The organism is Curtobacterium sp. BRB10 (assembly GCF_031844325.1).
In the GTDB taxonomy this organism is placed as follows: domain Bacteria; phylum Actinomycetota; class Actinomycetes; order Actinomycetales; family Microbacteriaceae; genus Curtobacterium; species Curtobacterium poinsettiae_A.
In genome coordinates this window covers 100374-112804 of the sequence record NZ_JAUZVA010000009.1, presented here as the reverse complement: position 1 = coordinate 112804, position 12431 = coordinate 100374, and the positions used below count along the sequence as shown (strand labels likewise).

The window sequence follows — 12431 nt, the reverse complement described above, 5'->3', positions numbered from 1 at the left end:
CGCTTCGGAGTCGCGTCAGCCGCGCTCGGTGTCGTCGCCGACGTCGGCCCGGCCGCCCTCGGCCGCGCGCCGCTCCGGCTCGTCCGTCGCGGTGCCGTTCGCCTCGGCCTCGAGCCGCTCGCGCACCTCGGCGCGGTAGCGGGTCCGACGGATGCGTCGGGTCATGTCCACCACGAGCAGGATCGTCACGATCGCGACGAGTGCGATCGCGATGAACCCGACGACACCCGGGGTGACGTCGACGTCGGGGACGACCGAGGGGCTGGGACTGGGGGTGGCGGCGAGTGCCGCCGCGATGGTGCTCACGAGGTCGGTTCCTTGTCGGCTGGGATCCCGGCGAACAGGTCGGTCTCCGGGAGCTCGGTCGGCACGCGTGCCTCCACGAGCTGGTAGTCCTCGGTCGGCCACACCGTCGCGAGGAGGTCGTTCGGCCAGTAGAAGAAGGCGCTGTCCAGTGCGACCTGGCTGGCGTGCGCGCGGAGTGCGGCGTCACGCTGGTCGAAGTACTCGTGCACGTCGACGTGGGTGGTGGCGAGGTCGGGCCGGTCGGCGAACCGCTCGACCCACTCGCGCAGCTGCTCGACGGCGGGGCTGTCCGGGTCGCGCTCCTGCAGGGCCTCGAAGATCGTGCTGAAGCGGCGCGGGTTCATCGTGCGCTCGTAGTAGAGCTTCGCGATCGACCACGGGGCACCGGCGGACGGGTACGCCGACGGGTCGGCGGCAGCGGACCACGCGGCCATCGACACCTCGTGTGTGCGGATGTGGTCGGGGTGCGGGTAGCCGCCGTTCTCGTCGTAGGTGACGAGCACGTGCGGGCGGAACCGGCGGATCACGCGGACGAGGGCCTCGGTGCTGTACTCGAGCGGCACCGTGGAGAACGTGCCCTGCCGGACCGTCTCGCCCTTCTCGGCGTCGGGCAACCCCGAGTCGTGGTAGCCGAGCCACACGTGGTCGATGCCGAGCGCCTGCTGCGCCGCGGCCATCTCGGTGCGGCGGTACCCCGCCATGTCACGGTGCGCACGGCTCGTCGCCGGCTCGCCGAGCTGGTCATTCAGGATGTCGCCGGCCTCGCCACCGGTGCAGGACACGACGAGCACCTGGTGCCCGTCGGCCACGTACTTCGCGGCGGTCGCGGCGCCCTTGCTCGACTCGTCGTCGGGGTGGGCGTGGACGGCCAGCAGACGGTAGGGCACGTGGGGTTCCTCACTGCGGGTGAGCGGCGTCGGACGCGGGCAGCGCACAGCATCGCGTGAACTACCCTGGGATCAGGATATCCACCCCGGGAGCCCCGAACTGTCCGAACAGCACCAGACCGCCACCCTCGACGAGCGCTACGGCCGCACCCCGGCCCGCAAGCGCCGCAGCCGCCTCTTCGCGATCGTCGCGGCCATCGCGGTCGTCGTGGTCTTCGGTGCGTGGGTGATCTGGGCCGGGCTCGACCAGTCCGACCGCGGCCTCGACCAGGACGTCATCGGGTACGAGGTCCTGTCCGAGCACAGCACCGTCGTCCACTCGCAGGTGTCCGTCGACCCGGGCGTGGAGGCGAAGTGCGCCGTGCAGGTCCTCGACAAGAGCTACTCGATCGTGGGCTGGAAGGAGATCACCGTCCCGGCGTCCGAACAGCGCAGCCGGAGCATCTCCACGCAGGTCACCACGACGACGCGGGGCGTGACCGGCTTGATCCACGACTGCTGGATTCCCTAGACTGTCCTGATTCGCCTCTCGAGACCGACCACTCGGCCGGTCTCGTTTTTTCATGGTCGAAGGGACAGAACATGAGCAACGACACGCAGGTCACCTGGCTGACCCAGGAGGCGCACGACCGTCTCAAGGCGGAGCTCGACGAGCTGAGCGGCGAGGGCCGTGCCGAGATCGCGCGCCGCATCGAGGCGGCTCGCGAGGAGGGCGACCTCAAGGAGAACGGCGGCTACCACGCCGCGAAGGACGAGCAGGGCAAGATCGAGGCCCGCATCCGCGTCCTCACCGAGCTCCTCAAGCACGCCACCGTCAGCGAAGCCGAGTTCGACGGCACCGTCGAGCCGGGTACCGTCGTCACGGCGGTCATCGCCGGCGACGAGTCCACCTTCCTGGTCGGCAGCCGCGAGATCGTCGCCGAGGGCTCCGACCTGACGGTCTACAGCCCCGTCAGCCCCGTCGGGGCGGCCATCGTCGGCCTCAAGGCCGGCGACGAGGCCACGTACACGGCGCCGAACGGCAAGGAGATCGCCGTCGAGGTCGTCAAGATCGAGCGCTACGAGCCGTAGACCCGGCCCACTGCAGACGGGAGGCCCGTGGCGACGCCGCCACGGGCCTCCCGTCTGTCCGCTGGTCGCGCCCAGGACGCGCACCGCGCGTCCGACGGTCCACGCGTCGAACGACTCGTGGATCGTCGCGGACTAGTGCTCGAGGAGTTCCGGGCGGAAGCCGACCTCGTGCAGGCGCTGGATGACCTCCTGCGCGTGCTCGGGGCCGCGTGCCTCGATCGACAGGTCCAGCGCGACCTCGTTGATGACCAGGCCCTGTCCGTGGCGGGTGTGCAGCACCTCGACCACGTTCGCACCGGCATCCGAGATGACCTGGGCGACTCGGGCGAGCTGACCCGGGCGGTCCGGCAGCATGATGCGGATGCCGATGTAGCGCGAGGCCGCGACGAGCCCACGGGTGATCACGCGCTCCATCATGAGCGGGTCGATGTTGCCGCCGCTCAGCAGCACCACGGTGCGGCCGGTGTCGCGGACGGCACCGGACATGATCGCGGCGACGCCGACGGCCCCCGCTGCCTCGACCACGAGCTTGGCGCGCTCGAGCAGGACGAGCAGTGCGCGGGCGGTGTCGTCGTCCGAGACGGTGACGATGTCGTCGACCAGGTCGCGGATGATCGGGAAGTTCAGGTCGCCGGGGCGTGCCACCGCGATGCCGTCGGAGATGGTCGGCTTCGTGGTGATGGTGACGGGCTCGCCGGCGGTGATCGAGGACGGGTAGGCCGCGGCGTTCTCGGCCTGCACACCGATGACCCGGATCGGCCGTCCGAGGCGCTCGGCCATGCCCTTGACGGCGAGTGCGATGCCGGAGATGACGCCGCCGCCACCGATCGGCACCACGACGGTGTCGACGTCCGGCACCTGGTCGATGATCTCGAGGCCGAGCGTGCCCTGCCCGGCGATCACGGCCGGGTGGTCGAACGGCGGGATGAACACGGCGCCGGTGTGGGCGGCGAAGTCCTTCGCGGCGCTCAACGCCTCTTCCACGGAGTGGCCCCGCAGCACGACGTCGGCGCCGTAGTGGCGGGTGGCCTGCAGCTTGGGCAGTGCGACTCCGACCGGCGTGAAGATCGTCGCGGGGATGCCGAGCTCGCGCGCGGCGAGGGCGACGCCCTGTGCGTGGTTGCCGGCGCTCGCGGCCACGACGCCCTTGGCACGCTGCTCCGCGGACAGGGTCGAGAGGCGGTTGTAGGCACCGCGCACCTTGTAGGCACCCGTGCGCTGCAGGTTCTCGCACTTCAGGTGGACGGGGGACCCGAGCAGCTCGGCGAGGAACTGCGACGTCTCCATCGGGGTGACGCGTGCGACACCCTTGATGGTCTCGCGCGCCGTCTCGATGTCCGCGAGGGTCGGGATCGCGGTGAGCGTGTGCGGAGAGGCGCTGGTGTCGGTCACTCCCCCATCATCGTCGCTCCCGGCCCCCGCGGCGAACTCGTGTGACGCTCAGTTGGTGCTGGCGGTGTCTTCTTCGGCCGAGGGACCCGAGTCGACGCCCGGTGCCGGGACGTCGTCGCCGACCTTGTGCCGACGGCGTCGGAGCAACTGGATCTGCCCGTGCTGCCCGCGCTTCGGCGTCGCTTCGAGGACGTGGTCGGAGTCGAGCCGCCGCCAGCGTCCGCTCGCGATGGTGGTGACCATGGCGTTCAGCGTCGCGATCAGCGGGACGGCGAAGAACGCTCCGGCGATGCCGGCGAGACCGGAGGCCGCGGTGACGCCGAGGACGACCGCCAGCGGGTGGACCTTGACCGCGTTGCCCATGACGAGCGGCTGCAGGATGTGGCCCTCGATCTGCTGGACCAGCAGCACGACCCCGAGCACCAGGACAGCCGCGAGGGGACCGTTGAAGATCAGCGCGACGAACACCGCGAGGAAGCCGGTGACGATGGCACCGACGACCGGGATGAAGGCGCCGAGGAACACGAAGGCGGCGATCGGGATGACCAGCGGCATGCCGCCGAAGAAGAGCCCGACGATGAAGGACCCCAGGCCGATGCCGACCGCGTCGACGAACGCGACGAAGATCTGCACGCGGATGAAGCTCGTCAGGGTGATCCAGCCGGCGACACCGGCGCCGTCCACCGCTGCGCGGGCCTTCCTGGGGAACAGCCGGACGGACCAGCGCCAGACGTTCTTGCCGTCGATCAGCAGGAAGATCGTGGTGAACAGGATGATGAAGAGCGCCTCGAAGGCGTGCGTGGCACCCGAACCCGCGCTGGCGACCCCGGACAGGATCGACGCGGAGTTGTCCTGCAGCCACTTCGTGCCGTCGTCGAGCCAGCCGTTCACGTCGGACTGGCTGATGCCGAACCCGGAGCTCAGGACGAAGTCCTTGATGTTCGCGTACTGGTCGACCGTCCGGTCACGCAGGGACGGGTAGGACGCGATGATCTGGTCGACGACGAGCCAGATCAGGCCGCCGAGTGCCGCGATGCCGCCGAGCAGGCTCATCACGACGGCGAGCCACTTGGGCACGTGGTGCCGCTGCAGCCAGTTCGAGATCGGCACGAGGAGCGCCGAGACCACGATGCCGACCAGGAACGGGATGAGGATCTCGCTGAAGACCGTGACGAGCCAGATGAAGACGGCGATCACGCCCACGACGACGAGCGCCCGCCACGACCACGCACCGGCGATGCGCACGCCGACCGGGACGGATTCCTCGACCACGGGGTCGGGGTGTGTCTGCTTGCTTCCCCATGCCATGGGCCCGAGTGTAGCGATGTGCTTCGCGTCAGGTGCCAGATGCGGCATACGTTCGTGGACCCTCATGTCGGCGGGGTTCGGTAGCGTCGCGGCATGCCCAGGTCGACGCTCTCCGCCGCCGAGGCCCGCCGGGTCGCACTCGCCGCGCAGGGGTTCGGACGACCACCCGTCGAGCCGGTCTCGACGCGTGCACTGAACGCCGCGTTCGGCCGGCTCGGGCTGTTGCAGATCGACTCCGTGAACGTGTTCGAGCGCAGCCACTACCTGCCGCTCTTCGCCCGGCTCGGGGCCTACGACCGGTCGACGCTCGACCGGCTGACGCTCGGACGCTCGGGCCCGTACACCGAGTACTGGGCGCACGAGGCGGCGTTCATCCCCCGCGACGACCTGCGGCTCTTCCGGTGGCGGATGGACGCCCTGCGGGAGCGTGACGCCGGCCCGACCCGGGTCGACGGTGTCACCCGGACCGCTGCCGTCCGGCGCGAACTGCACGCGCGGCTCCGGGCCGAGGGGCCGATGCGGGCGAGCGCGGTGGAGCACGAGTCGAACGTTCGGCGCGGCCCCTGGTGGGGGTGGAGCGACGTGAAGCTCGGGCTCGAGCAGATGTTCCGCTGGGGCGAGGCGGTGAGTGCCGGACGAGCCGGTTTCGAGCGGGTGTACGCCCTGCCGGAGCAGGTGCTGCCCGCAGGCTTCCTCGAGACCGCCCCGCCGCGTGCCGACGCCGTGCGCGAACTCGTGCGCCAGGCCGCACGGGCGCTCGGCATCGGCACCCGAGCGGACATCGCGGACTACTACCGGCTGCGCTCCGACGACACGGCCACCGCGATCGCCGAGCTCACCGACGCCGGCGAGCTCCTGCCGGTTCGGGTCGAGGGGTGGGGCGAGCGGGCCTGGCTGCACGCGGGCGCTCGGGTCCCCCGGCAGATGACCGCGGACGCGGTGCTGAGCCCCTTCGACCCGGTCGTCTGGTTCCGGCGACGGGCCGAGCGGATGTACGGCTTCCACTACCGGATCGAGATCTACACGCCGGCCCCGAAGCGGGTGTTCGGCTACTACGTGCTGCCGGTGCTGCAGGACGACCGGCTCGTCGGCCGGATCGACCTGAAGAGCGACCGGCAGCGCGGCGTGCTCCGCGTCCGGACCGCCTGGCAGGAGCCGGGCGAGCACCTGGACCCCGAGCGTCTCGCCGACACACTGCGACGGACCGCGAGCTGGCAGGGCCTCGGCGCGATCGAGGTGACCGATCGCGGTACCGCTGCTGCGGCCGTCGCCGGGTCGCTCGGAGTGCCCCTGGTGCCGCACGAGTCCGCTGACGACGCGGACGCCCCGGAACCGGTCGAGACGGCCGACGACACGGCCGCCGACCGCGTCTTCTGATCCGTCAGAACCGGTCGGCGTTCGCCCGCAACCGCGCGATGCGGTCGGGCAGCGGCGGGTGGGTCGAGAACAGCCGGTCCATCACGCCGGGGCGCATCGGGTCGGCGATCCACAGGTGCGCCATCGAGGAGTTCTGCGTCTGCATCGGTCGGCCGTACGCACCGAGCTTCTCGAGGGCCCGCGCCAGGCCCTCCGGGTGCCGGGTCGTCATCGCCCCCGTCGCGTCCGCCAGGTACTCGCGCTGCCGGGACACCGCCGCCTGGACGCCGGCCGCGGCGATCGGGGCCACGATGACGGCGACGATCCCGGCGATGAGCAGCACCGGGTTGGCGCTGCCGCCGTTGTCCGAGTTGCGGTTCCGCCCGCCGGACAGGCCGCTGAAGATCGAGATGCGGAGCAGGACGTCGGCGATGAGGCCGACGGCCACGACGAGACCGAAGACCATCGTGGACACCCGGATGTCGTAGTTCCGGACGTGTCCGAGCTCGTGCGCCATCACGCCCTGCAGCTCCTGGTCGTCCATGAGCTCGAGCAACCCCGTCGTCGCCGCCACCACCGCGTGCTCGGGGTCGCGCCCGGTGGCGAAGGCGTTCGGCGAGGGGTCGGGGATGACGAACACCCGGGGCATCGGCATGCCGGTCGCGATGGCGAGGTTCTCGACGGTCCGCCACAGCCGTGGTTCGGAGACGCGGTCGATCTCGACCCCACCGGCGATCGCGGTGGCCTGCCGTGCCGCCAGGAAGTACTGCACCACCGCGTACCCGAGGGCGACCACGAGGACGATGAAGCCGATCGAGACGTTGCCGGCGAGGTACCCGCCGAGGAACCCGAGCGCGCCGATGATCAGCAGGAACACCAGGACGATGACCACGGTGTTGCGCTTGTTCCGCGCGATGGCGCTGTACACGTCGGATCCGACGCTGGGGTCAGAACTGGACGCGCGGCGGCTCGGCGATGGCCGCCGGCTCGTTCGTCTCGAAGAACGGCGCCTCGGAGAAGCCGCGGTTCTTCGCGAACGTGGAGTTCGGGAACACCCGGATCTTCGTGTTCAGCTCACGCACGCCACCGTTGTAGAAGCGGCGGGCGGCCTGGATCTTGTCCTCCGTGTCGACGAGCTCGGACTGCAACTGCAGGAAGTTCTGGCTCGACTGCAGCTGCGGGTACCCCTCGGCCACCGCGAACACGCTCTTCAGCGCCTTCTGCATGTGCCCCTCGGCGGTGGAGGCCGTGTCGGCGTCACCGGCGGACAGGGTCTCGGCGCGGGCCTTCGTCACGTCGTCGAAGACCGCCTTCTCGTGCGTGGCGTACCCCTTGACCGTGTCCACGATGGTGGGGATGAGGTCGGCGCGGCGCTTCAGTTGCACCGAGATGTCGCTCCAGGCTTCGTCGACCCGGACCTTGAGCGTGACGAGGGAGTTGTACGTCACCCAGAGGTAGATCCCGATGATCACCAGGACGACCACCACCACTCCGACGACGATGAGCGTCGTGACGAGTCCGGTGTCCATGCGGGCGTACTCCTTTGCGCGTCGGGATCCGCGGTGCTGCGTTGGCCTGAACGGCCATCGTGAAGTCTATCGACGCGCTGAGCATGCTCCGTTCCGTGAGCAGTGTTCACGGCCGATTCCCGAGTCACGCACACCGGGTTCCCGGACTGCGGCCCGATACCGAACCTCATCCGCGAGGTGTATTGACCGGACGCCCGAGATCCCGTGGGATGGGTCCGGTGAACACGAGCGGGGAGAACGTGGTCGAGGGGGCCGTCGGGGGTGACGGCCCTCGTCGTCGTCCCCGCTTCGCCCTGCTCGCAGCGGCGACGACGGTCCTCGTCGCCGGTCTGCTCGGCGCCGCCGCAGCCCCGGCCGTCGCGGTCGCCGCGGACGGCACGTCGGTGGAGGCTGCCGCTGCGGACGCCCCGGCAGTCCCCGCCGCCCGGGCAGCCGCCACTCCCACTGCGACCCCCGAGCCGAGCGAGATCGCTCCGCCGAGTCCCGGCCGGCCGGGCGCTCCGACGCCCACCCCCACGCGTCCCGCCGTCCGGCCCACCATCGCCGACCCGGGTGACGTCACGACGGGGACGACGCGCTTCCACGGCACCGGCACCCCCGGGCACACCGTCCGGGTGACCGGTCCGGCCGCGACGGGTTCGTCCGGGTGCACGACCCGGGTGGACCCGAACGGTTCCTGGGCCTGCCTCGGCACCGTCCGCTCCGGCCCGCAACAGGTCTTCACGGTGCGCGACCTCGTCGCCGCGCTGCCCGTCGCGAGTGCACCGGCCTCGGACGTCATCGTCCCGCCGACACTGGCGGCCGCCGGGCCCACCGGCGGCACGGTCTCCGGGACGGGGTACCCCGGATCGACGGTGCTGCTGTCGGTGTCCGGGTCGTCGGCCCAGCAGACCGCCCGGGTCGGTGCGGACGGCCGGTGGGTGGCCGCCCTCGGGTCGCTCGCCGACGGCCGGTTCACCGTCACCGCGTCGCAGACCGCCAGCACGGCGCGCGGCTACCGGTCGGACCTGCGGAGCGCGGCCTCCGCTCCCGTGACGGTCACGGTCGACCGCACGGCGCCCGCGGCCCCGCGCATCGCGACACCGGACGACGGCGAACGGATCGGCACCCGTTCGACGACGGTGGCCGGGACCGGTGAGCCGGGCGCCCGCGTGACCGTGTACGTCGACCGTGCGCCGGTGTGCGGCGTCGTGGTCGCGTCGGACGCCTCGTGGTCGTGCTCCACCGCGGGGTCGACGCTGCGCGCCGGCGTGCACCAGCTCACCGCCACGCAGCACGACGCCGCGGGCAACTACTCCCGGTCGTCGGCCGCCGTCCGTGTCACGGCGTGGTCGACCACCACGGCCCCGACCGCCACACCGACCCCGGGCGCCACGGACACCCCGGGGACGCCGGGCGCGTCGACGCCGGGGTCCGGCGCGACGACGGGCACCCCCGGCGCGACCGGCCACGGTGGCACCGGCAACGGCAGCGGTAGCGGCAACGGCAACGGCAACGGCACGAACGCCGCGGGTCACGGGGGCGACGGCGGCAACAGCGACGAAGCCAGCGGCGCAGCAGGCAACGGCACCGGCACCGGCAGCGCCCCGGTCGGCGCCGGCAGCGCCGGAGGCCACCCGGACTGGTCCGGCCCCGCGGGCGACTGGACCGCGGCGACGACGTACGACCGCGCCGTCCCGACCATCCAGGCCGCGTTCTCGTGGCGGATCGTCCTGGTCGCCACCGCCGTCGCCGCCGGGTTCCTCGTGTTGGTCGCCGCGCCGCTCGCCCTCGTGGCCGCGGTCACCCGGGGCCGCCTCCGCTCGCCGTTCGCCGGGCTGCTCGGACGCAACCGCTCGCGGTCGGACCGCTCTCGCGGCGACGACGTCCTGCCGACCTGGGCGTCGATCACCGTCGCGGTTTCCGTCGCGGCGCTGTGCACCCTGCTCGGGGTCGGCGTCGAGCTCGAGGCCCGCTACGCCCGTCTGGCGATCGCCGTCCTCGCCGGTACCGGCGTCCTGACCGCCGCCGTCGTGTTCGCCACGCGGTGGGCAGCCGGCAGCGACCACCGCACCGTCGGGTTCCGGGTGTCGCCGTGGCTCGTGCTCGCAGCCCTCGTGGCGTGCGGCGTCACCCGCGCGGCGGACCTGTCCCCCGCACTCATCGTCGGGGTCGTCCTCGTGCCGTCCGTCCGCCCCGGACTCGGCACCGGGATCGCGACGAGCGCCCGGGGTGCGACCTGGCGGGTGCTGGCCCTGCTCGGACTCGCCGCCGCCGGCTGGGTGCTGCACAGCCTGCTCGGGGGCGGTGGTTTCTGGGTGTCGCTCGGGTCGGAGTTCGCCATCACACTGTGCGTCGGCGGCCTCGGTGCCGTGGTCGCGACCCTGCTGCCCGTCACGGGGTCCGCGGGCAGCGCGCTGCTCGCCGCCTCGCGCGCTCGGTACGTCGCGCTCGCGGTGGTCGCCGTCGCGCTGACCACCGCGGTCTACTCGGGGACGACCGGCACGCACGCCGCACCGGCCCTGCTCGTCGGGATCGCCGCGGCCTGCGTGGCGGCCGCGATCGCGGCCCTGGTCTGGCTGCGCACCGACCGGCGCGCGGCCCGCGTCTGAGCCGAGCCGAGCCTCCCGAGCGGCGCTCCGCACCGGTCGTGGGACAGGAACCGCACATCGGACCCGGTTCGCGGACGGCGGGATAGTGTGACGAGCGGTGCACGTCGCACCGCACGGAGCACCTTCGCCGTCGCGCGCGGCCGACCACGCCGCACCGGACCAGCGGGGCAGCGGCGCCTCGTGACCGGTGCCCGCGCAGGACACTCAGCGTGCACCGCACGACCGCGGCAGGAGCGATGATGACCGACACCCGACCCGACACCGACACCCCCACGCGGTCCGACTACGACGCGACGCGCTTCCGCGAGGTGTTCGAGGGCAGCTTCACCTACGCGAACGGCTTCGTCCGCAACACCCACCGCTTCGCCGGCCGACTCGCTCTGCGCGAGCCCGAGTCGGACCGCTCGTGGACCTACGCCGAGCTCGGCGACGTCGTCGACCGGATCGCCGGGTGGCTCGTCCGGCACGGTGGCGGACGGGGTTCGGTCGTGATGGTCGAGCTGTTCAACACACCCGAGTTCGCGATGCTCTACCTGGCCTGCCACCGCATCGGCGCGGTGTTCTCGCCGACGAACTTCCGGCTCGCCCCCGACGAGGTCGCGTTCATCATCGAGGACTCCGCACCCGCCGTCCTGGTGCACGACACCGAGCGGACGAGTGCGATCACCGCTGCGCTGGGGTCGTCGCCGCACCGGCCGGACCAGGTCGTCCCGGTCGGCGGCGACCACGACCGGTTCGCCGAGCTGCTCGCGTCCGAGCCCCTCTCCCCCGAGGAACTCGCGGCGATCGGTCCGCGCAGCACCTACGACGAGTCCACCCGGCTCTACACCTCGGGCACCACCGGTCGTCCGAAGCCGGTGCCGCTGCCGAGCCTGGTCGAGGTGCTCAGCGCGCACGACGTGGTCATGCACTTCCCGCTCAGTCCGTTCGACAAGACGCTCAACATGTCGCCGCTGTTCCACCGCGGCGGCCTGTACTCGGGCGGCCCGAACCCGGTGTTCTACGTCGGCGCGGAACTCACGACCCTGCGCCACTTCGACGCCGACCGGGTGCTCGACCTGGTCGAGTCCGAACGCCTGACGTTCCTGATCGGCGCTCCGCCGAACCTGGTGCAGCTCGCCGACGCGCAGGAACGTCAGGCGCGGGACCTGTCGAGTCTGAACGGCATCGTCACGATGGGCGCACCGCTCGACCGCGCCGCGGCCCTGCGCTACCAGGAGCTGCTGTCGCCGCGGATCTTCAACGGCTACGGCACCACCGAGACCTTCTGGAACACGTTCCTCCGGCCAGAGGACTTCCCGGACGGCGCCGGTTCGACCGGTCGCGCATCGACGGACGACGACGTCGCCGTCGTCCGCGTGCACGAGGACCGTCTGGCAGACCCGACCGACACGGTGGCGAAGGACGGCGCCGAGATCGGCGAGTTCGCCGTGCGGACCGTGAAGTCCGGCTACTCGTACCGGAACCCCGGGCTCGAGGCCGAGAAGTTCGCGAACGGCTGGTTCTACCCCGGCGACCTCGCCACGTGGGACGAACACGAGCGGGTGACGATAGTGGGCCGCAAGGACGACATGGTCATCTCCGGCGGCGAGAACGTGCACCCCGTCCAGGTCGAGGCGGTGCTGCAGGAGCACCCCGGGGTCGCCGACTCCATCGTGGTGGGCGTGCCGGACCCGCGGTGGGGCGAGGTCGTCACGGCGTACGTCGTCCGTGCCGGCGATCGGCTGCCGGCCGACGACGCCGAGGCAGCCGCCGTGCTCGAGGAGTGGACCGGATCCCATCCGGGCCTCGCCCGGTACAAGCGCCCGCGGCGGTACCGCTTCGTCACGGACGTCCCCTACAACGCCACCGGCAAGAAGGTGCACTACCTGGCGAAGGACACGGCCGCGGCGGACCAGGCAGCCGGCCGGCTGATCGAGCCGTAGCGGGCCCGGTACCCGACCGGTGACGGACTGGAGGCCCGTGGCGGCGCCGCACCGGGCCTCCGGTCC

General features: G+C 71.9%; 11 protein-coding genes. 5 read left to right on the top strand and 6 right to left on the bottom strand.

Annotated features, from left to right (window positions below; all coding sequences use genetic code 11):
• Positions 1 to 15: 15 nt before the first annotated feature.
• Both Q9R26_RS17190 and mca read right to left on the bottom strand, forming a co-directional pair.
• Positions 16 to 306 carry a hypothetical protein gene (locus tag Q9R26_RS17190; RefSeq protein WP_209133640.1) on the bottom strand — a complete coding sequence of 97 codons (291 nt, stop codon included), beginning with the start codon at positions 304 to 306 and terminating at the stop codon, positions 16 to 18.
• Positions 303 to 1193 carry a mycothiol conjugate amidase Mca gene (mca, locus tag Q9R26_RS17185; RefSeq protein WP_311228002.1) on the bottom strand — a complete coding sequence of 297 codons (891 nt, stop codon included), beginning with the start codon at positions 1191 to 1193 and terminating at the stop codon, positions 303 to 305. Before mca ends, Q9R26_RS17190 begins: the two co-directional genes overlap by 4 nt.
• Before the next feature lie 19 nt (positions 1194 to 1212).
• Here mca and Q9R26_RS17180 point away from each other — a divergent pair, with 19 nt between their 5' ends.
• The gene (locus Q9R26_RS17180) at positions 1213 to 1704 is read left to right on the top strand and encodes a DUF4307 domain-containing protein (protein WP_017886738.1); all 492 of its coding nucleotides are present in this window, start codon (positions 1213 to 1215) and stop codon (positions 1702 to 1704) included.
• 71 nt (positions 1705 to 1775) lie between these two features.
• Entirely contained in the window at positions 1776 to 2264 is a 489-nt protein-coding gene (greA, locus tag Q9R26_RS17175; protein ID WP_182067140.1) for a transcription elongation factor GreA, read from the top strand.
• Between the two features lie 132 nt (positions 2265 to 2396).
• On the opposite strand, the gene ilvA is transcribed toward greA, so the two are convergent.
• On the bottom strand, positions 2397 to 3656 hold the full coding sequence (gene ilvA / locus Q9R26_RS17170; RefSeq protein WP_209133644.1) for a threonine ammonia-lyase: 1260 nt from the start codon (positions 3654 to 3656) through the stop codon (positions 2397 to 2399).
• Between the two features lie 48 nt (positions 3657 to 3704).
• Positions 3705 to 4964: an AI-2E family transporter gene (locus tag Q9R26_RS17165; protein ID WP_311228001.1), complete on the bottom strand. Its 1260-nt coding sequence runs from the start codon at positions 4962 to 4964 to the stop codon at positions 3705 to 3707.
• Positions 4965 to 5057: 93 nt separating this feature from the next.
• Between Q9R26_RS17165 and Q9R26_RS17160 the strand changes: the two genes are divergently transcribed.
• Entirely contained in the window at positions 5058 to 6341 is a 1284-nt protein-coding gene (locus Q9R26_RS17160; protein ID WP_311228000.1) for a DNA glycosylase AlkZ-like family protein, read from the top strand.
• Between the two features lie 4 nt (positions 6342 to 6345).
• Here the strand turns inward: Q9R26_RS17160 and Q9R26_RS17155 are convergent, their stop codons facing one another.
• Both Q9R26_RS17155 and Q9R26_RS17150 read right to left on the bottom strand, forming a co-directional pair.
• Positions 6346 to 7248 carry a M48 family metalloprotease gene (locus tag Q9R26_RS17155; RefSeq protein WP_182067134.1) on the bottom strand — a complete coding sequence of 301 codons (903 nt, stop codon included), beginning with the start codon at positions 7246 to 7248 and terminating at the stop codon, positions 6346 to 6348.
• Positions 7249 to 7267: 19 nt separating this feature from the next.
• Positions 7268 to 7849 (bottom strand): LemA family protein, encoded by a 582-nt coding sequence (locus tag Q9R26_RS17150; RefSeq protein WP_027464499.1) that lies wholly within the window; start codon positions 7847 to 7849, stop codon positions 7268 to 7270.
• Between the two features lie 218 nt (positions 7850 to 8067).
• Here Q9R26_RS17150 and Q9R26_RS17145 point away from each other — a divergent pair, with 218 nt between their 5' ends.
• Both Q9R26_RS17145 and Q9R26_RS17140 read left to right on the top strand, forming a co-directional pair.
• Complete coding sequence (locus Q9R26_RS17145) at positions 8068 to 10440, top strand: Ig-like domain-containing protein (RefSeq protein ID WP_311227999.1); 2373 nt, start codon at positions 8068 to 8070, stop codon at positions 10438 to 10440.
• Between the two features lie 239 nt (positions 10441 to 10679).
• The gene (locus Q9R26_RS17140) at positions 10680 to 12365 is read left to right on the top strand and encodes an AMP-binding protein (protein WP_311227998.1); all 1686 of its coding nucleotides are present in this window, start codon (positions 10680 to 10682) and stop codon (positions 12363 to 12365) included.
• Positions 12366 to 12431: the final 66 nt, after the last annotated feature.